This is a genomic window from Streptomyces sp. NPDC059582, assembly GCF_042735715.1.
Taxonomy (GTDB): domain Bacteria; phylum Actinomycetota; class Actinomycetes; order Streptomycetales; family Streptomycetaceae; genus Streptomyces.
Genome location: NZ_JBHWCC010000019.1, coordinates 80,356 through 106,241, shown reverse-complemented (window position 1 = coordinate 106,241; position 25,886 = coordinate 80,356). Strand labels below are relative to the sequence as shown.

The following is a 25,886-nucleotide window of genomic DNA, read 5'->3' as shown; positions in this document are numbered from 1 at the left end:
GACTTCATGAACGACCAGATCCACTCCGAGGGCTCGGGCGAGGAGCACGACCACGGAGCACTTGGCGACGCGGAGTACGCGGAGTTCATGGAGCTCGCCGCGGTCGAGGGCTTCGACCCCGAGGATGTCGAGGGAGCCATCGAGGAGGCGGGTCACGGCCCGCTGCCCGTGCTCGCCGTCGTCGGCCGCCCCAACGTCGGCAAGTCGACGCTGGTGAACCGCATCATCGGCCGCCGCGAGGCCGTCGTCGAGGACAAGCCCGGCGTCACCCGTGACCGTGTCACCTACGAGGCCGAGTGGGCGGGCCGCCGCTTCAAGGTCGTCGACACCGGCGGCTGGGAGCAGGACGTCCTCGGGATCGACGCCTCCGTCGCCGCCCAGGCCGAGTACGCGATCGAGGCGGCCGACGCCGTCGTGTTCGTGGTGGACGCCAAGGTCGGCGCGACCGACACGGACGAGGCGGTCGTACGACTGCTGCGCAAGGCCGGCAAGCCCGTGGTGCTGTGCGCCAACAAGGTGGACGGCCAGAGCGGCGAGGCCGACGCCTCGTACCTGTGGTCCCTGGGACTCGGCGAACCGCACCCCGTCTCGGCGCTGCACGGCCGGGGCACCGGCGACATGCTGGACGCCGTCCTGGAGGCGCTGCCCGAGGCGCCCGCGCAGACCTTCGGGGGTGCCGTCGGCGGCCCGCGCCGCATCGCCCTCATCGGCCGTCCGAACGTCGGCAAGTCCTCGCTGCTGAACAAGGTGGCGGGCGAGGAGCGCGTCGTGGTGAACGAGATCGCGGGCACCACCCGTGACCCGGTCGACGAGCTCATCGAACTCGGCGGTATCACCTGGAAGTTCGTCGACACGGCGGGCATCCGCAAGCGCGTCCACCTCCAGCAGGGCGCCGACTACTACGCCTCGCTGCGCACGGCCGCCGCCGTGGAGAAGGCCGAGGTCGCCGTCATCCTGATCGACGCGTCGGAGAACATCTCCGTCCAGGACCAGCGGATCGTCACGATGGCCGTGGACGCGGGCCGCGCGATCGTCCTGGCCTTCAACAAGTGGGACACGCTCGACGAGGAGCGCCGCTACTACCTGGAGCGGGAGATCGAGACCGAGCTCGCCCAGGTCGCCTGGGCGCCGCGGGTCAATGTCTCCGCGCGCACCGGCCGGCACATGGAGAAGCTGGTGCCGGGGATCGAGACGGCGCTGGCGGGCTGGGAGACCCGGGTCCCCACGGGCCGTCTGAACGCCTTCCTCGGTGAGCTGGTCGCCGCCCACCCGCACCCGGTCCGCGGCGGCAAGCAGCCGCGCATCCTCTTCGGCACCCAGGCGGGCACCAAGCCGCCGCGGTTCGTGCTCTTCGCCTCCGGCTTCATCGAGGCGGGCTACCGACGCTTCATCGAGCGCCGGCTGCGCGAGGAGTTCGGCTTCGAGGGCACGCCGATCCACATCTCCGTGCGGGTGCGCGAGAAGCGCGGCGCGAAGCGGAAGTAGTACGGACGACGTGAAGGGCGGCCCCGGGAATCCGGGGGCGCCCTTCACGTGTCCGGTCCTTCCGGGTCCGCTCAGAGGCCTCTGCGCGGGCCGGGCGGCAACGCCGCCGGGACGTGCTGCATCCCCGTGCCGTGGTGCTGCTGGCCGAGCTGGCCGAGGTGTCCGACGCGCTGCCACGAGGGCTGCTGTCCGCCGCTGTGCCGCGCGACGCTCGCCCCCGCGCTGTAGGCGCTGTAGGAACTGCTGAACGTCCCCGAACGGTGGCCGCCGAACGAGCCCGTGCTGTGCGGGATGTTCCCGAAGGCGGTGAAGCCCAGTTCTTCCTCACCGCTGCGGTCGCCCGGCAGGGTGCGGAAGGACTTGACGTACTCGGCGTAGAGCGCGTCGTAGATCGGCGTGGCCGATGGCCCGCCATGAGGTTCCTGAGCCGGTCGCGGCGGAGGCACCTCCCTGCCCGAACGGAGCGGAGAACCTGAGGGAGGGACCGACTGGAAGGCCTGGCGGCGGGGAACGTCGTATGCGTGCACGTATGTCCAAACGACCCCGCCGCCCAGGGGATGCGGCTGAGCTGCTGATTCAGCAGGTCAACTGTCCCTGGAGCAAGGGTGCTCAGGTCCCCGCGAGGGGCAGTGCGGACGCGACCAGCTTGCCGTTGGCGGCCGCCTTGTCGAGCGCGCCCCGCAGCAGGTCCTCCCGGGGCTGGCGCCCGATCGAACCGACCGGTGCGGCGAACATGAGCACTTGCTGGTGCTTGTTCGCCGCCGCCCGCCAGCTGTCCGTGACCTGGAGCGGCTGGTGCGCCTGCCACCAGGCGACCGGCTGCCCGCCGCCCGTGCCCGGTTGCAGCACGGCGTGCAGTTGGCCCGCGGCGAGCAGCACCGACCAGCCGTGCAGCACGGGCGGTACCTCGGAGATCTCGCTGAGCGGCATGAAGCCCTGCTCGATGAGCAGCGGCAGGAAGTCGTCGCCGATGGCGGTGGAGCCGGGCCGCACGATGGGCGCGGTCGGCTCCACGACGAGCGCGGGGTGCAACTCTCCGGCGATCAGCACGAGTCCGCTGGTCACGCCGAGCACCGCCTGCTCGGGCATGGCCTGGTGCGGGTCGCCGCCGGCGGTGCCGCCGATGGAACGGACCGCGCCCTGCAACTGCTCCTCGGTGACCTGGACGACCTGCGAGGGCAGGCAGCCGGAGTGGGCGAAGGCGAGTACGGCGGTCTCGTCCCCGATGAACAGGACGGTGCTGGTGCGCTCGTGCTCGGAGTCGCCCGGGGTGCGGCAGGACGTGCAGTCGTAACTGCCCGGGGCGTTCTCTCCGGCGAGCAGCCGGTCGGCTTCTTCGTCGCCGATCTCGGCGCGTACCTCGTCGCTGACGTCGAGCATGCGCGGCACGGTGGCTCCCTCGGGATGCGGTGCGTGGCGGGACCGGGTGGCTCCCGGCCCGTGGTCCGGGTGGGTCCCGGGCTCATGCAGAAGACAACGGGCGATCTGTGGCGGGGGTCACGCTGTCGGGCGAACGGAATCGAACCATCCACCGCACAGGGTCACGTCCGGTGCGGAATCGGACACTCATCGTCAAGAGTGGTGAAAAGCAAGGGAGTTCGTTCAGTGAAGTGAGTCACAGACCGTCTGGGTCGTTGGTCGACAAATGTGGAAATCAGGGAATTAAGTGGGTGGCCGGATTTCGCCGATACCGGCGGTAACGATGAACTGGCCTGGGACGACAGGGAGTTGGTTGATACCGAGTCGCTCCGCTCTCTACATTCCTCCGCCGTGTGCACAGAGCACCGCTCGGGAAGTCCGCCGGCCGCGCCAAGCCAGGGCGCAGCACCACCGTCCGGCGGACGGGTGGAGCGCGACGACCGCGTCCGTACGCGGCGTCGCGAACCGACCTAGGGGGACCCCGGGTTGTTCGAGAGGGATCCACATGTCCGAATGTGCCGATACCACCAGCGACATCACCCGTAAGACCCGTAGGACGGCGGTCCTCGCCGGGGCGGCGCTGCTCGCCCCGCTCGGACTGCTCGCCGCGGCCGGCGACGCCACGGCGGCGGACGGCGGGGTGTGGGACCGCATCGCCCGGTGCGAGAGCGGCGGCAACTGGCACATCAACACCGGCAACGGCTACTACGGAGGACTCCAGTTCTCCGCCGGCACGTGGCGCGCCTACGGCGGCGGCGCCTACGCGCCCACCGCCGACCGGGCCACCAGGTCGCAGCAGATCGCCGTGGCCACGAAGGTCCAGAGCGCCCAGGGCTGGGGCGCCTGGCCCACCTGCTCGGCGCGCGCCGGAGCGGCCGGGAGCGCCCCAGCGGCCCCCGCGAGCGGCTCCGCCTCCACCAAGTCGGCGCCGGCCAAGCCGAAGCCGTCGACGCCCCCCACGTCGTCCGGGGCGTCGAAGACGCCGACCCGTGCGACGCAGCACCCGACCCGCGGCGCCTCCCGTGGCGACTACACCGTCCGCGAGGGCGACACGCTCAGCGGCGTCGCCGCCCGGCACGGGACCACCTGGCAGCGGATCTACGCCGCCAACAAGGCCGTCATCGGCGGTGATCCCGACATGATCGTGCCCGGGCAGCGTCTCGACCTCTGAGCGACCGCGCGCCCCGGCCCACGGCCCCGCCCGGTCCACCGACCGGGCGGGGCCCCGCCGTTGCCACCGTCCGGCCGCTGCCCGCCGTACGTCCCGTGCGACACACTGCGACCATGCTGGAGACCTCCGCACGACTGCTGCGCCTGCTCTCGCTCCTCCAGGCCCACCGCGAGTGGTCCGGGGCCGAGCTGGCCGACCGGCTCGGCGTCACCGCGCGCACGGTGCGGCGCGACGTGGACCGGCTGCGCGAACTCGGCTACCCGGTCAACGCCAGCCGCGGCACCGGCGGGGGCTACCAGCTGGGCGCGGGCGCCGAACTGCCGCCGCTGCTGCTCGACGACGACGAGGCGGTGGCCGTCGCCGTGGGTCTGCGCACGGCAGCCGGGCAGGGCATCGAGGGCATCGGCGAGACCTCCGTACGCGCCCTCGCCAAACTGGAGCAGGTCCTGCCGCACCGGCTGCGCCGCCGGGTGGGGGCCCTCAACGCCTACACCGTGCCCATGCTGCGCGGCCCGCAGCCCTCCGCCGTGGACCCGGCCGTGCTGACCGAGCTGGCCCACCTCTGCCGGGACGCCGAACGGCTGCGCTTCGACTACCGCGGGCACGACGGCTCGGCCACCCGCCGCAGCGTCGAACCGCACCGCCTGGTGTGCACCGAGCGCCGCTGGTACCTGGTCGCCTGGGACCTCGACCGGGAGGACTGGCGTACGTTCCGCGCCGACCGCGTCACGCCCAGGCCGCCGCACGGGCCGCACTTCACGCCCCGTGAGCCGCCCGCCCAGGATCTCGCCGCCTATGTCTCCCGGGGGGTCTCCACGCGCGCGTACGCCTCGCACGCCGTCGTCCGGCTGCTGGTGCCGCTGCACGAGGCCGCCGAGCGGGTCTCGCCCTCCGCCGGAACGCTGGAGCCGGACGGCGACGACGCCTGCATCCTGCGGACCGGGGCCGCGAGCCTGGACGTGATGGTCGTTCACGTCATGATGACGGGCTTCGCGTTCGAGGTGCTGGAGCCCGTCGAGCTCATCGCGGCGATCAGGACGGCCCGGGACCGGCTGGACGCCGCTCTGGCCCGGGCAGCGGGACCGGGGCCGCGAACTCCGGGTGGTGCAGGTCGAACGCCGGGGACTCCGAGCGGATCCGGGGCAGCGTCGTGAAGTTGTGCCGGGGCGGGGGACAGGAGGTCGCCCACTCCAGGGAACGGCCGAACCCCCAGGGGTCGTCGACCTCGACCTTCTCGCCGTACCTGGCGGTCTTCCAGACGTTGTAGAGGAAGGGCAGCGTGGACAGGCCGAGCAGGAAGGCGCCGATGGTCGAGACGGTGTTCAGGGCCGTGAAGCCGTCGGCGGCGAGGTAGTCGGCGTACCGGCGCGGCATTCCCTCCGCGCCCAGCCAGTGCTGCACCAGGAACGTGGTGTGGAAGCCCACGAAGAGCGTCCAGAAGTGGATCTTCCCGAGCCGCTCGTCGAGCATCTTCCCGGTGAACTTGGGCCACCAGAAGGAGAACCCGGCGAAGATCGCGAAGACGACCGTGCCGAAGACGACGTAGTGGAAGTGCGCGACGACGAAGTACGAGTCCGTGACGTGGAAGTCCATCGGCGGGGACGCCAGGATCACCCCGGTCAGCCCGCCGAACAGGAACGTCACCAGGAATCCCACCGCCCACAGCATCGGCGTCTCGAAGGACACCGAGCCCTTGAGCATGGTCCCGGTCCAGTTGAAGAACTTCACACCCGTCGGCACCGCGATCAGGAACGACATGAAGGAGAAGAACGGCAGCAGCACCGCGCCGGTCGCGAACATGTGGTGCGCCCACACCACCACCGACAGGCCCGTGATCGCCATCGTCGCGCCGACCAGCGTCAGATAGCCGAACACCGGCTTCCGGCTGAAGACCGGGAGGATCTCCGTGATGATCCCGAAGAACGGCAGCGCGATGATGTACACCTCGGGATGCCCGAAGAACCAGAACAGGTGCTGCCACAGCAGCGCGCCGCCGCTGGCTGCGTCGAACACCTGCGCGCCGAACCGCCGGTCCGCCTCCAGCACCAGCAGCGCCGCCGCCAGCACCGGGAACGCCATCAGGATCAGGATCGACGTGAACAGCGTGTTCCAGGTGAAGATCGGCATCCGGAACATGGTCATGCCGGGGGCGCGCATCCCGATGATGGTGGTGATGAAGTTGACCGCGCCCAGGATCGTTCCGAAGCCGGCCAGCGCCAGGCCCATGATCCACAGATCGGGGCCGAGCCCGGGTGAGTGCTCCGCGCTGTTGAGCGGCGCGTAGGCGAACCAGCCGAACGCGGCCGGGCCCTCGGGCAGCAGCAGCGAGCCGAGCACGATCAGACCGCCGAACAGGAACAGCCAGTACGACAGCATGTTCAGCCGGGGGAAGGCGACGTCGGGGGCGCCGATCTGCAAGGGCATCAGCTCGTTGGCGAAGCCCGCGAAGCTCGGTGTCGCGAAGAGCAGCAGCATGATCGTGCCGTGCAGGGTGAACAGCTGGTTGTACTGGTCGCTGTCGACGATCTGGAGTCCCGGCCGGGCCAGTTCGGCCCGCATCAGCAGCGCCATGACCCCGCCGACCAGGAAGAACCCGAACGACGTGATCAGGTACAGGTGGCCGATCTTCTTGTGGTCGGTGGTGGTCAGCCAGTCGACGACCAGTCGCCCTCGCCGCTTGGCCCGCGTGGGCCGTGCCCCAGCCTGAACGGTCTCCGTCCCCATCGTTCGCTCGCCCCTTCGCTCGTCGCTCCCCGGGTCAGCCGAAGCCCGTACCGCACCGGTGTCCACGGGCCCACGCCATGATGCTCGCGCCGCCACCGACCCGACAGAGGGCCTAAGGGGGTTCTGTGGTGAAGCCGTGCATTACTTATGTGGCGTCAGCTGTCGCGGCCCGCGCGGAATCACAGGAGAACTTCACTCCAGGGACGGTTCTCCCGGTACTTTTCGCTGTCCAATTCACCGACTCCGACCGACACGCGGAAATTACGTTCGAATACCCGCAGAAGGCGTACGCAACCGCTCTTTCGTGTGATGCAGTTCGACCGAAACGCATGTCGTGATCCTGTGACAGAAGTGTGACCAGAGTGATTCACGCCGCCGGTCCGGCTTCCAGGAGCGCCGCCCACGGCCTAGCGTGGCGGTATGTCACCGATTCCCACTCCGCCAGCGGAGCCCCAGGACAGTCCGGACGGGTACGTCGGCCTCGAGGACGGGCGGGCCGAACGGCTCGCCCGCGAGCGCGGGTGGACGACGGTGCGCTCGCTGCCGCCGGGGTCGATCATCACCATGGAATACCGCGTGGGGCGGCTGAACTTCGAGGTCGAGGACGGCCGGGTGACGCGGGCCTGGAAGGGCTGAGGCGCGCTCCGGGACGAAGGCCCCGGCTCCTGGGACACAGGAGCCGGGGCCTTCGTCGTGCGCCGTGCGGGGCCGGGTTGTGCGTACCGGCGGCCCCGCCGTGCGTCGCGGTCAGCTGCCCGTCGGGCGGGCCGCCGAAGCGGCCGTGCCGCGCGGCAGCCGGTCCGGGTGCGGCGGCGGGCGGCGGCTGCCCACCGGGGTGACCGGAGTGCGCTCGGAGCGGGCGGTGTGCGGTCCGGGGGCCAGGTGCAGGGAGGCCCGCGGCGGGCGGGGCGCGGTCGACTCGTGGGCCGCCGCGGCGTCGTCATGCGCGGACGCGCGCGGCTTGAGCAGCACCGGAGCGCCGATCGGGCCGGCCGGAGCGGGCACCGGCACCGAGGTCGTACCGGCGCGACGGGCGCGCCAGCGGTCGCGCAGGTCGAACAGCACGGTCTCGGCCAGGGCGACCAGCGGCTCGAACCACGGCAGCGCCAGCAGGATCAGCAGACCCGCGGCCCAGCCGAGGACCACGTCGCTCAGCCAGTGCGTACCGAGGTAGACGGTGGTGAGGCCGACGCCGAGCGAGGTCACCGCGGAGAGGGCGGACAGCCAGCGGCGCGCTCTTGGCGTGGAGGCCAGATACGCCAGAATCCCCCAGGTCACCACGGCGTTGGCGGTGTGACCGCTGGGAAATATATCGCCGCCCAGGCCCATCTCGTTCGAGCCGATGGTGGTCGCGTAGTGAGGTCCGAGGCGGCCCATGCCCAACTTGGCTGTGCCGACCGTGATGTTCAGCAGCAGCAGTGAGGTGCCCAGGGTCAGCAGCGGACGCAGCGTGTGCTGCCGCCAGGAGCGCCAGCCCAGCCAGGCCGCGACCATCACGGCCGTCGGGCCGCGCTGGCCGAGGACGACGTAGTAGTCGAGGAAGGCGTGGATCTCCGGCCACTGCTGGTAGGGCCGGAAGAACATGACCTGCCAGTCGAGCCGGACCAGCCACGAGGTGATGACCACGGCCCACACGATCGCCAGGTAGAAGGCCAGGGTCGCGCCGAACAGCACGACCCGGTGCCGACTCATTTTCGGCACATCGATGTGGGCCGGTCGTTCCGGCTCACGGTCCAGCCTGGTGAACACCCGGTCCAGACGGGTGAGGTTTCGTTCGGTACGCACCCAATCGACGTTACAGCGAGTGAGCTCTGTCCCCGGTCGATTCAGCGTGTTTGTGATGACGATGTGATGTGGGATTCCTCTCAGGAGGATGTTTATTTCCTGGGATTCCTCAATGTCGAACTGGCGCACCCTGCAATTCTTTTGATCATTCCGGGGGGCAGTTTTATGTCACTTATGAATTCGTTCACCGAATCCTTGGGTGGAATTCTCCGGGTGCTCACCCACCGTCAGGTGTTGATCATGGCGGACCGGAGCCGTTCAGCCAGAACGCCCCGTACGCGGCCGACAGCACCGCGACACCGCCCACCACCAGCGCCGCTCTCGACGTACGCAGCCGCGCCAGGGCCAGGGCGAGGGGCAGCAGCAGCGGGAAGGCGGGCAGCAGCAGCCGCGGTTTCGAGCCGAAGTAGCTCGACGCGCACAGGGCGAGCGCGGTGACGACACCCGTGTACACCAGCAGCGGAAGCGGCTGACGCTGCCGTACGCCGATGACGTACAGCCAGATCACCAGGCCCACCCCGACGATCAGCCCGACCCCGGCCAGGGCCGACGGGAACGACGTGAACTTGTCGGCGACGAAGCGGGCGAAGGCCCAGCCGCCGTCGAAGCCGTTGCGCCAGCCCGCCTGGACGTCGAGGTAGCCGAGCGGTCCCCTGCCGGTGCGGTGGCCGACCCACAGGACGTAGCCGGCGGCGCCCAGGGGTGCGAGGGACATCGCGAGGGCGCGACGGGTGAAAGAGGGGGCGTGCTCCTCTATATATGCGCCGTGCGTGGACGCCTCGCTCCGCGTTCGCACGAACGAGACGATCCCCGCCGTCCACACCGCGGCGACCACGGCGAGCCCGACCGGCCGGGTCAGCCCGGCCAGCGCGGCCAGCGCCCCGGCGGTGAGCCAGCGTCCGGTCAGCACCGCGTACAGCGACCAGGCGGCGAGCGCGGTGAACAGCGACTCGCTGTACGCCATCGACTGCACGATCCCCACCGGCAGCACGGCCCACAGCAGTACGGCGCACACCCCGGCCCGGCGCCCGTACACGAAGTCCGTCACCGCGAAGATCCCCCAGGCCGCGGCCAGTGAGGCGAGCAGGCTGACGGTGAAGCCGGCGCCGGCGTACGACAGCGGGGTGGCCGCGTGCAGCAGCCGCTCCAGCCAGGGCAGCAGCGGGAAGAAGGCGAGGTTGGAGTGAACGTCCCCGTTCGCCAGGCGTACCTCGTAGCCGTAGCCGAGTTCGGCGACCCGCGTGTACCACAGCGAGTCCCACCGGGCGGTCAGCAGCGAGTACGCGCTCTTGCCGCTCGCGCCGCTCCACAGGGCCAGCACGAGCAGGCCCAGGGCGCGCACGGCCGCGTACCCGAGGAGAGCCGGAGCCGCCCGGCGCGGGGCGGCGGAGCGCGGGGGTGCCGCGCGCGTCTCTGGATCGATCACGGGCTCGATTATCGACCGTCTCAGGAACCGGACGGCTCGCCGGGGCGTGGGAGGGGGTGAGGGCAGTGGCGTACGCCACACGGGTTCCGTGTCGGGTGTGAGAGGTCCGCCACTCGGCGTGCGAACGAACTCGCGTACGCTGACGAGTCACTCGCAGGCGATCAGTGCGGGCCGGAGACCGCTCGCTCCGCTCCGGCCGAGACGCGGGGGAGTCCCCCACCCCGTGAGCCCGCCGCACCGCGAGGGATCACCTTGGAGGTACGTACATGTCCGGGACGACCACGGCCGCCGCTGCGCTGCGCCGTCGGGCGGCCGGGGCCGGTGCCAACCGCTGGGTCGTACTCGTCGTCCTGTGCGTGAGCCTGCTCCTCGTCGCCGTCGACGCGACCGTACTGCACGTAGCGGTACCCGCCGTCACCGAGGACCTCAGACCGAGCGGCATGGAGCTGCTCTGGATCGTCGACACCTACCCCCTCGTCTGTGCCTCGCTGCTGATCCTCTTCGGCACGCTGGGCGACAAGGTGGGCCGCAGGCGGATCCTCCTCCTCGGCTACACGCTGTTCGGCCTCGCCTCGGGTCTCGCGGCGCTGGCCCAGGACGCGCACATGCTGATCGTCGCGCGGGCGCTGCTGGGCGTCGGCGGCGCGATGATCATGCCCGCGACGCTCTCCATCCTCCGGCAGGTCTTCCCCGAACGGCGTGAGCGCGCGATGGCGATCGGGGTGTGGAGCGCGGTGGCCGCGGTCGGGGCGGCGGTCGGGCCGCTGCTCGGCGGCTTCCTGCTGGAGCACTTCTGGTGGGGCTCGGTCTTCCTGGTCAACATCCCGCTGATGCTGGTGAGTCTGCCGGTCGGGCGGCTGCTGCTGCCCGAGTCGACGGGCGACGGGCACGGGCCCTGGGACGTCGTGGGCGCGCTGATGGCCGCGGCCGGACTGTTCGGTGTGGTGCTGGGCGTGAAGCGGCTCGGCGGCGGGGAGCCGGTGGTGAGTGTGCTCACCCTGCTGCCGCTGCTGGCGGGCGCCGCGCTGATCGTTCTGTTCGTACGGCGTCAACGGCGCCGTACGCATCCCCTGGTGGACCTGCGGATGTTCGCGCGGCCCGCGTTCAGTACGTCGGTGGGCTGCATCGTGCTGGCCATGCTGGCGCTGGTCGGCCTCGAACTGATCGCCGCGCAGTACCTCCAGCTGGTGCTGGGGCTCTCGCCGTTGGAGACGGGACTACGGCTGCTGCCGCTGACGTTCGCGGCGATGGCGGCCGGGCTCGCGGGGGCGCGGCTGCTGCGGCGGTTCGGGCCGCGACGGATGGTGTGCGCCGGGTTCTGTCTCACCGCGGTCGCGGTGACGGCGCTGACGGCGATGGGCGAATCGGACAACGCGGGGCTGCTGCTGGTCGGGTTCCTGCTGCTCGGCTTCGGCCTGGAGGCGACCCTGTTCGGTGCGTACGAGTCCATGCTGAGCGAGGCGCCGCCGGCGCAGGCGGGCGGGGCCTCGGCGATCGGCGAGACGTCGTACCAGTTGGGGGCAGGGATCGGGATCGCGCTGCTCGGCAGTGTGATGAACGCGGCGTACACGCCAGGGCTGGCGTCCGTGCCGGGTGTCCCGGCGTCCGCGTCGGCGTCGGCGGGGCACTCGCTGGGGGAGGCCTACGACGTGGCCGGGCGGTTGGGGGGCTCGGCGGGCGCGGCCCTGCGCCGGGCGGCCCGGGACTCCTTCGTGCACGGGCTGCACGTGACGTTGCTCGTGAGCGCGGGGCTGCTGCTGCTGGGGGCCGTGATGGCGTTGCGGCTGCCGCGGGTCATGCAGTGCGGGGAGGACACGGACACGGACACGGCGGCGGCGGTGACGGTACCGGCGCCCAGGGAAGTCGCGGAGTCCCGCGTCTCGGCCTGACCGGCACGGCCCGCCCACGCACCGCCTGTCACCACCGACCGAGGGGTGAACGTCGCCCGCGGGGGTGATCCGCCGACGGCCGCCCGCGGTTCGCGGCGGTGGCCAAGGCGGTTGCCGTCGATGTACCTCCTGGCCGGCAGTTGTGGTCCGCGGTCGTGGTCCGCGGCCGGCGTCGGCGGTGGTGCGTGGCGCGTGGGTGCGAAATGCGGGGTGGACGTGGGGGACACTGCGTCGTAACGTCTGCGGCGGTCGAGTCGTGACTAGCGGTGCTAGTTTCAGTTGTCGGAGGGTTCCCATGTCCGCGTCCTCGAAGTTGCCCCCGTTCGACCCCGCCGACCCGCTCGGCATCGACGACCTGCTCGACCCCGAGGACCTGGCCGTCCGGGACACCGTGCGCAGCTGGGCCGCGGACCGCGTCCTGCCCTACGTCGCCGAGTGGTACGAGCAGGGCGAGCTGCCCGGCATCCGCGAGCTCGCCCGGGAACTCGGCGGAATCGGCGCGCTGGGGATGTCCCTCACCGGGTACGGCTGCGCGGGCGCCACCGCCGTGCAGTACGGGCTCGCCTGTCTGGAGCTGGAGGCCGCCGACTCCGGCATCCGGTCCCTCGTCTCCGTGCAGGGCTCGCTGGCCATGTACGCGATCCACCGCTTCGGCAGCGAGGACCAGAAGCAGCGCTGGCTGCCCGCCATGGCCGCCGGCGACGTCATCGGATGCTTCGGGCTCACCGAGCCCGACCACGGCTCCGACCCGGCCGGCATGCGCACGTATGCCAAGCGCGACGGCACCGACTGGGTGCTCAACGGGCGGAAGATGTGGATCACCAACGGGTCGGTCGCCGGGGTCGCCGTGGTGTGGGCGCAGACCGACGACGGGATCCGCGGGTTCGTCGTGCCCACCGACAGCGCCGGGTTCTCCGCCCCGGAGATCAAGCACAAGTGGTCCCTGCGTGCCTCCGTCACCAGTGAACTCGTGCTCGACGACGTGCGGCTCCCCGCCGACGCCGTGCTGCCCGAGGTCGTCGGGCTGCGCGGACCCCTCAGCTGTCTCTCCCATGCCCGCTACGGCATCGTCTGGGGCGCGATGGGGGCGGCGCGCGCCTCGTTCGAGTCCGCCGTCGAGTACGCGCGGACACGGGAGCAGTTCGGGCGTCCCATCGGGGGGTTCCAGCTGACCCAGGCCAAGCTCGCCGACATGGCCGTCGAACTGCACAAGGGGATTCTGCTCGCCCACCACCTCGGGCGGCGCATGGACGCCGGCCGGCTCCGTCCCGAGCAGGTCAGCTTCGGCAAGTTGAACAACGTACGGGAGGCCATCGAGATCTGCCGTACGGCGCGGACGATCCTCGGTGCCAACGGGATCTCCCTGGAGTACCCCGTGATGCGGCACGCGACCAATCTCGAGTCGGTGCTGACGTACGAGGGAACCGTCGAGATGCACCAGCTCGTGCTGGGCAAGGCGCTCACCGGGCTCGACGCCTTCCGGTAGACCCCGCCGGGGCAGGGCCGGTGAGCGGCCCTGCCTCAGCTCTGGTTGAAGAAGCCGTCCGAACGGTGCGCGGCCGGCTCGCCGTTCACGATCTCCGTGTCGGCGGGGGTCAGCAGGAACACCCGGGTGGACACACGCTCGATCGAGCCGCGCAGTCCGAAGATCAGACCGGCCGCGAAGTCGACGACGCGCTTGGCGTCCCCGGCCTCCATGGCCGTGAGGTTCATGATGACCGGGACGCCCTCCCGGAACATCTCGCCGATGGCGCGGGCGTCCCGGAAGCTGTCCGGGGTGACCGTGCCGATCCGGCGGCCCTTCTCCTCGGCCGTGTCCGTGGCCACCTTGACCCGGGGGTCGGTGACCCAGGCGTCCCCGGAGTCGGTCCCCTCGGAGTAGTCATCGTCGTAGTAACGCTCGTCATCGTTGTCGTCGACGAGGCCAAGCCAGGCACTCGCCTTGCGCACCGATCCCATGGACGCCTCCTCTCACAGCGGTCTTGCTTGCTTCCGCATCTCTATGGTCGTCCATGATGCGGATGTCGCGCCAAGTGGATAGACGCCGCACGGGGGGTTTGTGACGGTACTGGTGCACAGCCGATCCGTCGAGAGCCCGGGTGCCCCAAGGGTCGTGCTGTATGCGACTGCTGACTGTGAGTGAAATATGATTCTTCACGGCGTATGGGTGACGGTCGGTGCGTACGGGTGAACGGAGGGGCCGATACGATGCGGCAGCTCAACGCCGTACGCACCCACGGGGGGTTGTCGTGTTCGGAATCGTCAGGCCATGCAGTCACCGTCTCGGTGAGGGACTCAAGGCCCAGTGGATGGCGCATCTGTGTGGGCTCTGCCTCGCGCTGCGCTCGGATCATGGCCAGTTCGCGCGGATTGTGACCAACTACGACGGTCTGCTCATCTCGATTCTGACGGAGGCTCAGGCCGGGCCCCCCGAAGGCCCCGAGCGGGCCGGGAGCGCCATCGGGCGCCGTACGGCGGGGCCCTGCCCGCTGCGCGGGATGCGCACCGCCTCCGTCGCGAACGGCGAGGGGGCCCGGCTCGCGGCCGCCGTCTCGCTGGTGCTCGCCGCGGCCAAGGTGCGCGACCACGTCGCCGACGGGGACGGGTTGCTGGCCCGGCGGCCGGTGGCGCTCGCCGCCCGCCGGGTCGCCGCCGGCTGGGGACGCGCGGGTGCCCGGAGCGGGTCCGCCGTCGGGTTCGACACCGCCGTGCTCCTCGACGCGGTGGACCGGCAGCTCGGTCTGGAGACCCTCGCGGGACCGGGGACGCCGATCCTGGCGGTCACCGAACCCACCGAGACCGCCACCGCGGCGGCCTTCGCGCACACCGCGGTGCTGGCGGGGCGGCCGGGCAACGCCGGGCCGCTCGCCGAGGCCGGACGACTGTTCGGGCGGCTCGCACATCTGCTGGACGCCGTGGAGGACAGGGAAACTGACGCCGCGTCGGGTGCCTGGAACCCGCTCACCGCGACCGGCACCCCGCTCACCGAGGCCCGGCGGCTCGCGGACGACGCGCTGCACGGCATCCGACTCGCCCTGCGCGAGGTGGAGTTCACCGACGGCAGACTGGCCCATCTGCTGCTCGCGCACGAGCTGCGCCGCTCGGTGGACCGCGCGTTCGGGACGGAGTCCTGCGGGCATGCGCCGGAGGGGGCGTTCGGGCCGGCCCGGCAGGGAGGGCCCTACAACCCGCAGGGGCCGCACGATCCGCACCACCCGCAAGGGCCCTATGCGCCGCAAGGGCCGTACGCGCCGCAGGGACCGTACGCGCCGCAAGGGCCGGGGCCGGGCAATCCCTTCGGCGGCAACCCCTTCGGCGGTGAGCCGCCGCGGCCCGGGAAGCGGGGTTTCTGGGCCGGGTGCGCGGTCGCGATCGGGCTGTGCTGCACCTGCAAGGTGTGCTGTGCCGACACCTACGAGGGGCCGTGGTCGCGCAAGCGCCGTGAAGGCTGGTGCAGTGGCTGCGGAAACTGCGACTGCTCCTGCTGCGATGCCTGCGACTGCTGCGATTGCTGCTCGTGCTGCGACTGCGGAGTGTGATGTTTTGGCTGGGTGACGGGAAAACGTGATCGGGTGACCGCAGCGTCCGGGCTCGTCGGTCGGGCCGGCAGAACCCTGCGGGGTTTCTAGTCCTTCAGCTCCGGGGGTGAGATCTCCGACTTCGTGATGGCCGAACCCGTCGTGCCCCACTTCTTGAGGATCTTGGTGTAGGTGCCGTCCGCGATGAGCTTGTCGACCGCGGCCTGGAAGGCCGGCGCCAGCTTCGTGCCCTTCTTGAAGGCGAAGCCGACGTCCAGGCGGTGGTACTCGTTGAGGAACTTCAGGCCCGGCTGGTGGGCGACGGCGTAGCGGAGGCCGTTGATGGTGGACATCACGACGTCGCTGCGGCCCTGTTGGACGGAGGACCAGATCGCGCTGGGATCGCTGTAGGTCTGCACGTGGTACGCCTTCTTGCCGGCGTCGGCGCAGACGTGCGCGTTCTTCTCCAGCGTGGTCTCGAAGGTGGTGCCGGCGCCGGTGGCGATGTTCAGGCCGCACAGCTGCCTCAGGTCGGTCACCTCGGTCGGCTTGCTGTCCGCGCGGGTGGCGAAGCCCTGGCCGTCGTTGATGTAGGTGACGAAGTCGATCGACCCGCGCCGCTCGTCGGTCACCCCGAAGTTGCCGACGCCGAAGTCGTACTTGCCGCTGTCGAGGGCGGGCAGGATCGCCTCGAAACCGGCCTGTTCCGTCTTGAGCCCGATGCCGAGGACCTTGGCCACGGCGTTGGCGAAGTCGATGTCCTGGCCGACCAGGGTCCTGCCGTCGTCCAGGTAGGTGGTGCCGGGCGGGGTGCCGCCCACGGCGACGGCGACGGTCAGGCTGGTCACTCCGGACGGCAGCAGCCCGGCGGCCGTGTCGTCCTCGTGGACGCCGGAGACGACGTCCGTGGTGGGGATGGCGCCGGAGTCCACCGCGGCCCGCGCGGTCGTGCCGGAGGAGTTGCCGGGGCCGGCGCCCGAGCCGCAGGCGGTGAGGAGCAGGGTCGCGCAGGCGACGGGGAGGAAAGGCGCGAAGAGGGCTGTACGGGTACGTGTGGACGCACGGCGCATGGTGTGCGGTCTCCTGAGGGCAGGGCGAAGCGGACGGCGACGGAAGAGGCGCGGGGCGAGGGGAGGGTGCGCGTGTGAAGGCGAGAAGGCAGAGAACGAAGGGGGAGAACGCGAAGAGGAAGAACGCGAGAAGGCAGAACGCGAGAAGGCAGAACGCGAAGGGGGAGAACGCTAGGAGGCGCCCGCGGGAGTCACGGCGCGCAGTGGGTCAGCTCAACAGGAACAGGACCACACACGACCGAAGTCGATGTGGGAGCGGGTGACCAGCCACTGCTGCGGATGCATGGGCCAAGTGGAACAGGTCCCCGGTTTCGCGTCAACTGCCCTGAGACGCAAGGCTCACAGTGTGGACAACCTTGACAGTGAGGGGAAACGCCCCCGTACTCTCGGGGAACGGTCCTGCTGAGGGGCTCGGCCGTACCGCGCCGCAGGGCGCTTCCGTGTGAAGGCATCCACCCGTGTTCGACCTACGTCACGGAGCCTTCCCCATGTCTTCCGACACCCTCGCCAAAGCCTCCTCCGCACCCGGCACACCGGAGCACGCGGACACCCCGCGGATCGTCCCGCAGCGCCGTCTCGGACAGTGGACGGCCGCAGTCGTCGTCCTCGGCCTGCTGGGGGCGGCCGTCACCTCCGTTCTGCGCAACGAGGCGTTCCAGTGGGACGTCGTCGCCGACCACTTCACCTCGGCCGCGGTACTGCGCGGGCTGTGGCTCACGCTGTGGCTGACCGCGGTCGTGATGGCGCTCGGGTTCGCGCTGGGCACGCTGCTCGCCGCGGCCCGGCTGTCCGCCAACCCCGTCCTCAGAGCGGTGAGTTGGGGCTACGTATGGCTGTTCCGGTCGATCCCGATCCTGGTGCAGCTGCTGCTCTGGTTCAACATCGGGGCGCTGTACCCGCGGATCCTCGGCGTGCGGACCGTCGACCTGCTCGGCCCGGTCACCGTCGCCGTCATCGGCCTCACCCTGCACGAGGCCGCCTACGCCGCCGAGGTCGTGCGCGGCGGCATCCTCTCCGTCGACCGCGGCCAGATCGAGGCGGCGCAGGCGCTCGGGCTGAGCAGGTGGCGCCGCTGGTGGCGGATCGTGCTCCCGCAGGCGATGCGCTCCATCGTGCCGCCGGCCGGGAACATGCTGATCGGCACCCTCAAGGGCACCTCCATCGTCAGCGTCATCGCCGTACAGGACCTGCTCTTCTCGGTGCAGCTCGTCTACCACCGCACCTACCAGGTCATCCCGCTGCTGATGGTGGCCACGATCTGGTACACCGTGGTCACCTCGGTGCTCAGCGTCGGCCAGTACTACGTCGAGCGGCACTACGCGCGCGGTGCGGAGCGCACCCGATGACCGCGTCCGGGGCGTCGTCGTCGGCCAGGCCCTCGCTGGTGATCGTCGGGGCCGGGCCGCGGGGGACCGGTCTCATCGAACGGATCGCCGCCAACGCCCCCGAGCTGTACGCCGGTTCGGGCCTCGACATCCATCTCGTCGACCCGCATCGGCCCGGCGCCGGACGCATCTGGCGGCAGGAGCAGTCGCCGCTGCTGTGGATGAACTCGCACGCCGAGGACGTCACCATGTACACCGACGACACGGTGACCATGGCCGGGCCCGTGCGCGAGGGGCCCACGCTGCACGAGTGGGCCGGTATCGACGGCCGCACCTTCGCGGACCGGCGGCTCCAAGGCGCGTATCTGAGCTGGGTCCACGACCGGGCCGTCGCCGCGTTGCCTCCGGAGATCACCGTCCGCCACCACCGGCGGCGGGCCCTGCGGATCGGCGGACCGCGCGAGGGACGCCAACGGGTGTGGCTGGAGGGGCTCGCCCGGCCGCTCACCGCCGACCTCGTCGTGCTCGCCCTGGGCCACCTCGACGCCGAACTCGACGGCGAACAGCGCGTGTTGGCGTCGTACGCCGAAGAGCACGGGCTCGTGCACCTGCCGCCGGACTTCACGGCCGACAGCGACCTGTCCGTGCTCCGTCCCGGCGAGCACGTCCTCGTGCGCGGCTTCGGACTGGCCTTCGTCGACCTGATGGTGCTGCTCACCGAGGGGCGCGGCGGGCGGTACGAGGGGGACACCTATGTACCGTCGGGCCGGGAGCCGGTGCTGCACGTCGGATCGCGGCGCGGAGTGCCGTACCACTCGAAGATCGGCTACGACCTCGGCGGTGAAAGGCCGCCGCTGCCAAGGTTCCTGGGGCCCGCCGAGATCGACGAGCTGCTCGCCCGGCCGGACCGCTTCGACTTCCGGCGTGACGTCTGGCCGCTGGTCGGGAAGGAGCTGGGCTTCGCGCACTACCACCGGCTGTTCACGGCCCACCCCGAGCGGACGGCCGTCGCCTGGAGCGACTTCGAGGAGAAGTACGCGGCCGCCGACGCCGCGGCCCGCGAGGCGCTCGTGGCGTCCGCCGTGCCCGACCCGCGTGACCGGCTCGATCTCGGCGCGCTCGACCGTCCGCTGGCCGGTACGCGGTACGCGACGCACGAGGACCTCCAGGAAGCGCTGCGCGACTACATCGACGCGGACCTGGGACGGCGTCACAACCCGGCGCACAGCGCCGACCTGTCCGTCTTCCTCGGGCTGCTGTCCGTCTACGGGCAGCTGGTGCGGCTCGGCGACATCGGCCCCTGGTGGCACGGCTTCTTCAGCTACCTCGCCTCCGGGCCGCCCGGACCCCGGCTGCGGCAGATGCGATCCCTGTCCCGGGCCAGGATCCTGAGGTTCGTCGGTGCGGACATGACGGTCCGGGCCGAGGACGGGCTGTTCCGGGCGTCCGGCGCCACCGTGCCGGGCCACTCGGTCGAGGCCCGCGCGCTGGTCGAGGCGCGGCTGCCCGAGCCCACCCTCGGGCGCGCCGGCGATCCGCTGCTGCGCGCGCTGCACGCCGACGGGGCCGCCGGGACGCCCGACGGGCTGCTGCGCGTGGACCCCGTGGACGCGAGGGTGCTGGACCGGGCGGGCCGGCCGCACCCCCGGCGTTTCGCGCTCGGCCCCTTCACCGACGGCCGGACCCCCGGCGCGTTCACCCGGCCGCGCACCGGCGGACCCGCGTTCCGGCAGAACGACGCCGTCGCACGGGCCGCGCTGGCCTTCCTGCGGGACCCGGCCCGTCGTGCCGCCGCGTAGTCAGGCCCGGTCCACCGCACCCCATCCGACACCCGAGGGATTCACGCGATGAGCGTCATGGTCGACATCAGGTCCGTGCACAAGAGCTTCGGCCCGCTGGAGGTGCTCAAGGGCATCGACCTCGCCGTGCGCACCGGAGAGGTCACCGTGGTCCTCGGGCCCTCCGGCTCCGGCAAGTCGACGCTGCTGCGCACCATCAACCACCTCGAGAAGGTGGACCGGGGCACGGTCAGCGTGGACGGCGCCCTCATCGGTTACCGGCGCTCCGGCGGCACACTGCACGAGCTGCCCGAGCGCGAGGTGCTGCGGCAGCGCACCCGGATCGGCTTCGTCTTCCAGAACTTCAACCTGTTCCCGCACCTCACCGTGGTGGACAACGTCATCGAGGCGCCGGTCTCCGCGCTGCGGCGGCCGCGCGCGGCGGCGGTGGAGACCGCGCGCCGGCTGCTGGAGCGGGTGGGGCTCGCCGACAAGGCCGACGCCTATCCCCGGCAGCTCTCCGGCGGACAGCAGCAGCGGGTCGCCATCGCGCGGGCGCTCGCACTGGAGCCGAAGCTGCTGCTGTTCGACGAACCGACCTCCGCGCTCGACCCCGAACTGGTCGGCGAGGTCCTCGACGTCATCCGGGACCTGGCCCACCAGGGCACCACGATGATCGTCGTCACCCACGAGATCGGCTTCGCGCGCGAGGTCGCCGACCGGGTCGTGTTCATGGACGACGGACGCGTCGTCGAGCAGGGCGCCCCCGGCGACGTACTGGACCGTCCCCGCCACGAGCGGACGCGGGCGTTTCTCTCCAAGGTGCTGTGAGCACGGTGACTCCCCACGGAAATGGGCTGCCCGCGTGACCGCGTCGCGCGGCCGGGGGATGCCGCACCTGGCCGCCTCCCTCGGCCGGCCGACGGCGCACGACACCGGGACCCAGGTCGAGCTGGCGCGGCTCGCCGAGCGCGGTGGCCTCGACTTCGTGACGCTGGACGGCTTCGGTGGGCGCCTCGGGCCCGACGCGCTCGCCGTGCTGTCCCGCGTGGCCGTCGCCACCCGCCGCATCGGCCTCGTCCTCACCGTCACGATCACGCACCCCGAGCCCTTCGAGGCCGGGGCGGCCGGCGCCACCCTCGACCGGGTGGGCCGTGGCCGGGCCGGCTGGCGGACCGAGGCTCCGACGACGGCGGCCCAGGTCCACGACTTCGCCCGTGAACCCGCCGCACCCGACGAGGCGTGGCGGCTGGAGCGCGCTGACCTCGCCGACGTGACGGGACCGCCGGGGGACGGCGGGAGTCCCGCGACCGTGCCGCGGGCCCCGCGGGGCCACCCCGTGCGCGTGGTCGACGCCGTCGACGACTCCGCCCTGAACTCCGCGGCCCGGTACGCCGATGTCGCCCTGGTACGGGCCGCGACCCCGGCCCAGGCCGGGGCCGTACGGGACGAACTGCGCCGGAAGGCCGCCGAGTCGGGCCGCGACCCCGACGGTCTGCGGGTCCTGGCGAGCCTGCTCGTCGACCTCGGCGACGGCGAGCACGCGGCCCGGCCCGGCCACGGCGGAGGCGGCCCCCGGCAGACCACGCGGGGCCCGCTCTACCGCGGCGGCCCCGTCGACCTCGCGGAACTGATCGCCGCCTGGCACCGCGACGGCGCGGTCGACGGCTTCCACCTCACCCCCGCCGCACCGCGCCGCGACCTGGAACGGCTGGTCAACGGCACGGTGGCGCTGCTCCAGCACCGCGGCCTGTTCCGTACCTTCTACCCGGGCAGCACCCTCCGGGAGCACCTGGGACTGGCCCCGCGCCCCGCGTACGGAATACCGGGGCCGCGCTCCGCGCTCACACCTCGGGTTGCCCGACCCGGTACGAAAGGGTTGACACACATGACGACGGACGCATCCGGCGACTGGAAGCAGTGGCACGAGCACCGCACCACATCGGTCTCGGCGCCCTACGGGTCGCTGGCGCTGGCCGGCACCCACTGGCTGGACGACTATCCGGAGGGTCGACTTCCGGACATCCCGGGGAGTTGGGTGGCCGACGGTGACGTGGTGGTGCTCACCGCGGCCGAGGCGGACGGGCTGACCGTGGACGGGAAGCCGCTCGACGGCGAGGCACGGCTGGCCGCCGACCTCGGCCAGGCGGCCGCGGCCAGGGTCGCGCTGGGCGCGCGCAGGCTGGTCGTCCTGGTCCGCGAGGGGGCCTGGGGGGTACGCGACTTCGACCCCGACGCCGGGACCCGACGCCGGTTCCGCGGCATCGAGGCCACCCCGTACGACCCGCGCTGGTCGGTGCCGGGGCGCTTCACGCCGTACGGCGAGGACCGCGTCGTCCGCGTCGAGAACGCGGACGGGCGCGAGCGCGGACTAGGCCTCGGTGGCGAACTGGCCTTCACCCTCGACGGGCGGGACCACACCCTCCAGGTGTCGGTCGAGGACGACGGCTCGCTGTGGGCGGTCTTCGCCGACGCCACCAGCGGGGAGAGCAGTTACCGCTTCCGGTTCCTGCGCCCGGCCGCACCGGACGCCGAGGGCCGTACGACGGTCGACCTCAACCGCGCGCTGCTGCCCCCGTGCGCCTTCGCGGACCACTTCGTCTGCCCCTTCCCGCCGCCCGGGAACAGGCTGGACGTCGCCGTCGCCGCGGGGGAGCGCACCCTCGCGTGACGGTCTGCACAACTCCCAGGGTCGGTCGGTAAGTTGAAGGCTGCACGGCCGAAAGGCGCCCTTGCGCCTCTTGGCCGCGCGGCCGAATACTCCCCCACAGCGCTTGTCAGGGACACGGAACGTTCGAAATCCGGGCGGCCCCCCTGGCTGCGCCTCACGGGCCTCGACCCCACGCGGGCCCCCGAATTCCCCTGGGAGGGAACGAAAAGTGAGGATCAAGCGCACCACCCCTCGAAGCGGACTCGCGAGACGGACCCGGCTGATCGCCGTGGCGACCGGATTCGTGGCCGCGGCCGCGTTCGCCGTCCCCACCGCGAACGCGAGTGACGTACAGACGTTCAGCGCGAACCAGCTCGGCAGTGTCAACCAGTCCGTGCTCAAGTCCGACATCGCGGGCACCGCCTGGGCCGTCGACGCCAAGACGAACCGTGTGGTCGTCACCGTCGACAGCACGGTCTCCGACACCGAGATCGCGCAGATCAAGAAGGACGCGGGCGCCAACGCCTCCGCGCTCACCATCAAGCACACCCCGGGCCAGTTCAAGCGGCTGATCACCGGTGGCGACGCCATCTACGGCGGCGGCTACCGCTGTTCGCTCGGCTTCAACGTGCACAGCGGGAGCACCTACTACTTCCTGACCGCCGGCCACTGCGGCGAGGTCGCCTCCACCTGGTACTCCAACTCCGGCCAGAGCACGGTGCTGGGCACGAACGTCAGCTACAGCTTCCCGACCAACGACTTCGCGCTGGTGCGCTACACCGGCTCGGCCTCGCACCCGAGCGCGGTCGGCAGCCAGACCATCAGCAGCGCGGCCACGCCGAGCGTGGGCACGACCGTCTACCGTCGTGGCTCCACCACCGGTACGCACAGCGGCCGGGTCACCGCACTGAACGCGACGGTCAACTACGGTGGCGGCGACGTCGTCTACCAGATGATCCAGACCACGGTCTGCGCCGAGGGCGGCGACAGCGGCGGTCCGCTCTACGCGGGCTCCGTGGCCTACGGTCTGACCTCCGGCGGCAGCGGCAACTGCAGCTCCGGCGGCACGACGTTCTTCCAGCCGGTCGTCGAGGCGCTGAACTACTACGGCGTCAGCGTCGGCTGACGATCCGTCCGGTCCGCAGCGCGTGACCGGGCGAGCCCCCGCACGCAACTGTCGTGCGGGGGCTCGCCCTCGTCCGTGTGCCGGAGTTACCGTCGAAGTGGCGCACGGCAGGCGGTACTCCCCTGTGCGAGACGCCCACGTCGGACCCTGGGGGCCGTGATGGTCGAGGTGCTGGTGGCGGCGGGAGCGACGCTCGCGTCCGCCGGAGTGGTGTACGTGATGGCGGCCGCGCGGGTCGTCAAGCAGTACGAGCGGGGCGTCGTGTTCCGGCTCGGCAGACTCCGGCCGGAGGTGCGCGGACCCGGGTTCACGATGGTCGTGCCGTTCGTGGACAAGCTCCGCAAGGTCAACATGCAGATCGTCACGATGCCGGTGCCGGGCCAGGAGGGCATCACCCGGGACAACGTGAGCGTGCGCGTGGACGCCGTCGTCTACTTCAAGGTGATCGGGCCGGCTGAGGCGGTCGTCCGGGTCGAGGACTACCGGTTCGCGGTCGCGCAGATGGCGCAGACCTCGCTGCGGTCCATCATCGGCAAGAGCGAACTGGACGATCTGCTGTCCAACCGGGAGAAACTCAACCAGGGTCTGGAGCTGATGATCGACAGCCCCGCCGTGGAGTGGGGTGTCTCGATCGACCGGGTCGAGATCAAGGACGTGTCCCTGCCCGAGACCATGAAGCGGTCCATGGCCCGGCAGGCCGAGGCCGACCGGGAGCGGCGGGCCCGGGTCATCAACGCCGACGCCGAGCTCCAGGCGTCGAAGAAGCTCGCCGAGGCCGCGCAGCAGATGGCGGACACACCCGCCGCGCTGCAACTGCGGCTGCTGGAGACGGTGGTGGCGGTCGCCGCCGAGAAGAACTCCACGCTCGTCCTGCCGTTCCCGGTGGAGCTGCTGCGCTTCCTGGAGAGGGCACAGCAGCCGGCTCCGCAGCCGCAGCCCGTGACTCGGCAGGCGCAGCCGCAGCCCGTCGCTCAGCAGCCTTCCCCGCAGCCGCAGCCGCAGTCCGTCACTCCGCAACCGGAGCCGCAACCGGAGCCGCAACCGGTCCAGCAATCGGTGCAGGAGCAACTTCCGTCGACCGCGCCCCGCTTGAATGCGGACACCGAAGGGTCGAATTCAAGACAGGCCTAGACCTCACTGGCTGCTGATGAGTTACTCGCACGTAGTGTTTGCAGTGCGAATCGGCCTGGGGTGACCGGGGCGGGCAGCGTGATGGGGGCGCGCGGGGGTTTCCGTGCGCGCGTCCTGAAGTCGACCTTGTGTGCCCCCTGTGAGGTTCGGAAGAGTTAGCGCCCGTCAACCAGCCTTCCGGTCCGTCGGGTCCCCATAACCCCTCGGACCGACCCCCCACAGGAGGACGTGAGTTGAAGCACCGACGTATACCCAGGCGCCGTGCGGCCGTGGCAGGCGCGGGCATCGCCGCGCTGGTCGTCGCGGGAGTCACCTTCCAGAGTGCGAACGCCAGCGAGCCCGCCAAGGCCTCCACGCCCCGGCTCCTGTCGGCCGTGGCGGCCGGAAACCTCGCCTCGACGCTCGGCAAGGACCTCGGCACCGACGCGGCGGGAACGTACTACGACGCGAACACCCGCAGTCTCGTGGTGAACGTGCTCGACAAGACCGCCGCCGAGACGGTCGAGGCGGCCGGCGCCAAGGCCAGAATCGTCGAGAACTCCCTCGCCGAGCTCAAGAGCGCCCGTACGGCCCTCAAGGACGACGCGACCATCCCCGGCACCTCCTGGGTGACCGACCCGCGCACCAACCAGGTCGTCGTCACCGCCGACCGCACCGTCTCCGACGCCGAGTGGACCAAGCTCGGCAAGGTCGTCGACAAGCTCGGCTCGGTGGCCGAACTCAAGCGCAGCAAGGGGGAGTTCAAGCCCTTCATCGCCGGTGGTGACGCGATCACCGGGTCCGGCGGCCGCTGCTCGCTCGGCTTCAACGTGGTCAAGGGCGGCCAGCCGTACTTCATCACCGCGGGCCACTGCACGGAGGCCATCTCCAGCTGGACGGACTCCAGCGGCACCACGATCGGCCAGAACGAGCAGTCCAGCTTCCCGGACAACGACTTCGGCCTGGTCAAGTACACCGCGGAGGTGGACCACCCGAGCGAGGTCGACCTCTACAACGGCTCCGCGCAGGCCATCAGCAAGGCGGCCGACGCCACGGTCGGCGAGAAGGTGACCCGCAGCGGCTCGACGACCCAGGTGCACTCCGGCACGGTCACCGGCCTGGACGCCACCGTCAACTACGGCAACGGCGACATCGTCAACGGCTTGATCCAGACCGACGTCTGCGCCGAGCCCGGCGACAGCGGCGGCGCGCTCTTCGACGGCGACGCGGCGATCGGTCTCACCTCCGGCGGCAGCGGCGACTGCACCGCGGGCGGCGAGACCTTCTTCCAGCCGGTCACCGAGGCGCTGTCGACCTTCGGCGCGCAGATCGGCTGACGGCACCGAGCACCCCGTTCCACGGAAGTCCCGCCCCGCGCGCGAGGGGCGGGACTTCCGCGTGTCCGGATGT

The 25,886-nt window shown here is 71.3% G+C and carries 20 protein-coding genes and 2 pseudogenes; 15 read left to right on the top strand and 7 right to left on the bottom strand.

Annotation, left to right across the window (positions count from 1 at the left end; genetic code table 11):
* Positions 1–6: 6 nt before the first annotated feature.
* Positions 7–1,485 carry a ribosome biogenesis GTPase Der gene (der, locus tag ACFV0T_RS18490; RefSeq protein ID WP_385779788.1) on the top strand — a complete coding sequence of 493 codons (1,479 nt, stop codon included), beginning with the start codon at positions 7–9 and terminating at the stop codon, positions 1,483–1,485.
* 71 nt (positions 1,486–1,556) lie between these two features.
* On the opposite strand, the gene ACFV0T_RS18485 is transcribed toward der, so the two are convergent.
* Both ACFV0T_RS18485 and ACFV0T_RS18480 read right to left on the bottom strand, forming a co-directional pair.
* Positions 1,557–2,012 (bottom strand): hypothetical protein, encoded by a 456-nt coding sequence (locus tag ACFV0T_RS18485; protein ID WP_385779785.1) that lies wholly within the window; start codon positions 2,010–2,012, stop codon positions 1,557–1,559.
* An 82-nt stretch (positions 2,013–2,094) separates the two neighbouring features.
* Positions 2,095–2,874, bottom strand: a complete 780-nt coding sequence (locus ACFV0T_RS18480; RefSeq protein ID WP_385779784.1) for a hypothetical protein — start codon at positions 2,872–2,874, stop codon at positions 2,095–2,097.
* A gap of 535 nt (positions 2,875–3,409) precedes the next feature.
* Between ACFV0T_RS18480 and ACFV0T_RS18475 the strand changes: the two genes are divergently transcribed.
* Both ACFV0T_RS18475 and ACFV0T_RS18470 read left to right on the top strand, forming a co-directional pair.
* A complete protein-coding gene (locus tag ACFV0T_RS18475; RefSeq protein WP_385779781.1) occupies positions 3,410–4,075 on the top strand; it encodes a transglycosylase family protein in 666 nt (221 codons plus the stop codon).
* A gap of 113 nt (positions 4,076–4,188) precedes the next feature.
* Positions 4,189–5,229, top strand: coding sequence for a helix-turn-helix transcriptional regulator (locus tag ACFV0T_RS18470; RefSeq protein WP_385779779.1), 1,041 nt, complete (start codon positions 4,189–4,191; stop codon positions 5,227–5,229).
* A gap of 43 nt (positions 5,230–5,272) precedes the next feature.
* Here ACFV0T_RS18470 and ctaD read toward each other — a convergent pair.
* Positions 5,273–6,799, bottom strand: a pseudogene (ctaD, locus tag ACFV0T_RS18465) (cytochrome c oxidase subunit I); the annotation flags it as partial.
* 420 nt (positions 6,800–7,219) lie between these two features.
* Between ctaD and ACFV0T_RS18460 the strand changes: the two are divergent.
* Positions 7,220–7,435, top strand: a complete 216-nt coding sequence (locus ACFV0T_RS18460) for an I78 family peptidase inhibitor (RefSeq protein ID WP_385779776.1) — start codon at positions 7,220–7,222, stop codon at positions 7,433–7,435.
* 111 nt (positions 7,436–7,546) lie between these two features.
* Here the strand turns inward: ACFV0T_RS18460 and ACFV0T_RS18455 are convergent, their stop codons facing one another.
* On the bottom strand, positions 7,547–8,584 hold the full coding sequence (locus ACFV0T_RS18455; RefSeq protein WP_385779773.1) for a phosphatase PAP2 family protein: 1,038 nt from the start codon (positions 8,582–8,584) through the stop codon (positions 7,547–7,549).
* A gap of 238 nt (positions 8,585–8,822) precedes the next feature.
* Positions 8,823–10,010: a mannosyltransferase family protein gene (locus ACFV0T_RS18450; protein WP_385779771.1), complete on the bottom strand. Its 1,188-nt coding sequence runs from the start codon at positions 10,008–10,010 to the stop codon at positions 8,823–8,825.
* Positions 10,011–10,276: 266 nt separating this feature from the next.
* Here ACFV0T_RS18450 and ACFV0T_RS18445 point away from each other — a divergent pair, with 266 nt between their 5' ends.
* A complete protein-coding gene (locus tag ACFV0T_RS18445; RefSeq protein ID WP_385779769.1) occupies positions 10,277–11,899 on the top strand; it encodes an MFS transporter in 1,623 nt (540 codons plus the stop codon).
* Between the two features lie 295 nt (positions 11,900–12,194).
* Complete coding sequence (locus ACFV0T_RS18440; RefSeq protein WP_385779766.1) at positions 12,195–13,385, top strand: acyl-CoA dehydrogenase family protein; 1,191 nt, start codon at positions 12,195–12,197, stop codon at positions 13,383–13,385.
* A gap of 35 nt (positions 13,386–13,420) precedes the next feature.
* On the opposite strand, the gene ACFV0T_RS18435 is transcribed toward ACFV0T_RS18440, so the two are convergent.
* Positions 13,421–13,858, bottom strand: a complete 438-nt coding sequence (locus tag ACFV0T_RS18435; protein WP_385779763.1) for a cell division protein SepF — start codon at positions 13,856–13,858, stop codon at positions 13,421–13,423.
* Positions 13,859–14,148: 290 nt separating this feature from the next.
* On the opposite strand from ACFV0T_RS18435, the gene ACFV0T_RS18430 reads away from it, so the two are divergent.
* A complete protein-coding gene (locus ACFV0T_RS18430) occupies positions 14,149–15,438 on the top strand; it encodes a DUF5685 family protein (RefSeq protein ID WP_385779761.1) in 1,290 nt (429 codons plus the stop codon).
* Between the two features lie 86 nt (positions 15,439–15,524).
* Here ACFV0T_RS18430 and ACFV0T_RS18425 read toward each other — a convergent pair whose 3' ends face one another.
* Positions 15,525–16,487: an ABC transporter substrate-binding protein gene (locus ACFV0T_RS18425; protein ID WP_385779759.1), complete on the bottom strand. Its 963-nt coding sequence runs from the start codon at positions 16,485–16,487 to the stop codon at positions 15,525–15,527.
* A 488-nt stretch (positions 16,488–16,975) separates the two neighbouring features.
* Between ACFV0T_RS18425 and ACFV0T_RS18420 the strand changes: the two genes are divergently transcribed.
* The 8 genes and pseudogenes from ACFV0T_RS18420 (at position 16,976) to ACFV0T_RS18385 (ending at position 25,813) form a co-directional block, all read left to right on the top strand.
* Complete coding sequence (locus ACFV0T_RS18420; protein ID WP_385779756.1) at positions 16,976–17,833, top strand: amino acid ABC transporter permease; 858 nt, start codon at positions 16,976–16,978, stop codon at positions 17,831–17,833.
* On the top strand, positions 17,830–19,611 hold the full coding sequence (locus ACFV0T_RS18415) for an FAD/NAD(P)-binding protein (protein WP_385779753.1): 1,782 nt from the start codon (positions 17,830–17,832) through the stop codon (positions 19,609–19,611). Before ACFV0T_RS18420 ends, ACFV0T_RS18415 begins: the two co-directional genes overlap by 4 nt.
* A gap of 48 nt (positions 19,612–19,659) precedes the next feature.
* Positions 19,660–20,421: an amino acid ABC transporter ATP-binding protein gene (locus ACFV0T_RS18410; RefSeq protein WP_385779750.1), complete on the top strand. Its 762-nt coding sequence runs from the start codon at positions 19,660–19,662 to the stop codon at positions 20,419–20,421.
* Between the two features lie 34 nt (positions 20,422–20,455).
* Positions 20,456–21,421, top strand: a pseudogene (locus tag ACFV0T_RS18405) (LLM class flavin-dependent oxidoreductase); the annotation flags it as partial.
* A gap of 57 nt (positions 21,422–21,478) precedes the next feature.
* Positions 21,479–22,261, top strand: coding sequence for a DUF1684 domain-containing protein (locus ACFV0T_RS18400; protein WP_385779873.1), 783 nt, complete (start codon positions 21,479–21,481; stop codon positions 22,259–22,261).
* 208 nt (positions 22,262–22,469) lie between these two features.
* Complete coding sequence (locus tag ACFV0T_RS18395; protein ID WP_385779747.1) at positions 22,470–23,366, top strand: S1 family peptidase; 897 nt, start codon at positions 22,470–22,472, stop codon at positions 23,364–23,366.
* A gap of 159 nt (positions 23,367–23,525) precedes the next feature.
* The gene (locus ACFV0T_RS18390) at positions 23,526–24,497 is read left to right on the top strand and encodes a slipin family protein (RefSeq protein ID WP_385779870.1); all 972 of its coding nucleotides are present in this window, start codon (positions 23,526–23,528) and stop codon (positions 24,495–24,497) included.
* Positions 24,498–24,730: 233 nt separating this feature from the next.
* On the top strand, positions 24,731–25,813 hold the full coding sequence (locus ACFV0T_RS18385; protein WP_385779744.1) for a S1 family peptidase: 1,083 nt from the start codon (positions 24,731–24,733) through the stop codon (positions 25,811–25,813).
* Positions 25,814–25,886: the final 73 nt, after the last annotated feature.

Excerpts from the sequence above, each read along its gene's own strand:
- der (WP_385779788.1), top strand. The coding sequence starts at position 7 with ATGAACGACCAGATCCACTCCGAGGGCTCGGGCGAGGAGCACGACCAC.
- ACFV0T_RS18475 (WP_385779781.1), top strand. The coding sequence starts at position 3,410 with ATGTCCGAATGTGCCGATACCACCAGCGACATCACCCGTAAGACCCGT.
- ACFV0T_RS18470 (WP_385779779.1), top strand. The coding sequence starts at position 4,189 with ATGCTGGAGACCTCCGCACGACTGCTGCGCCTGCTCTCGCTCCTCCAG.
- ACFV0T_RS18460 (WP_385779776.1), top strand. The coding sequence starts at position 7,220 with ATGTCACCGATTCCCACTCCGCCAGCGGAGCCCCAGGACAGTCCGGAC.
- ACFV0T_RS18445 (WP_385779769.1), top strand. The coding sequence starts at position 10,277 with ATGTCCGGGACGACCACGGCCGCCGCTGCGCTGCGCCGTCGGGCGGCC.
- ACFV0T_RS18440 (WP_385779766.1), top strand. The coding sequence starts at position 12,195 with ATGTCCGCGTCCTCGAAGTTGCCCCCGTTCGACCCCGCCGACCCGCTC.
- ACFV0T_RS18435 (WP_385779763.1), bottom strand. The coding sequence starts at position 13,858 with ATGGGATCGGTGCGCAAGGCGAGTGCCTGGCTTGGCCTCGTCGACGAC.
- ACFV0T_RS18425 (WP_385779759.1), bottom strand. The coding sequence starts at position 16,487 with ATGCGCCGTGCGTCCACACGTACCCGTACAGCCCTCTTCGCGCCTTTC.
- ACFV0T_RS18420 (WP_385779756.1), top strand. The coding sequence starts at position 16,976 with ATGTCTTCCGACACCCTCGCCAAAGCCTCCTCCGCACCCGGCACACCG.
- ACFV0T_RS18415 (WP_385779753.1), top strand. The coding sequence starts at position 17,830 with ATGACCGCGTCCGGGGCGTCGTCGTCGGCCAGGCCCTCGCTGGTGATC.
- ACFV0T_RS18410 (WP_385779750.1), top strand. The coding sequence starts at position 19,660 with ATGAGCGTCATGGTCGACATCAGGTCCGTGCACAAGAGCTTCGGCCCG.
- ACFV0T_RS18400 (WP_385779873.1), top strand. The coding sequence starts at position 21,479 with ATGACGACGGACGCATCCGGCGACTGGAAGCAGTGGCACGAGCACCGC.
- ACFV0T_RS18390 (WP_385779870.1), top strand. The coding sequence starts at position 23,526 with ATGGTCGAGGTGCTGGTGGCGGCGGGAGCGACGCTCGCGTCCGCCGGA.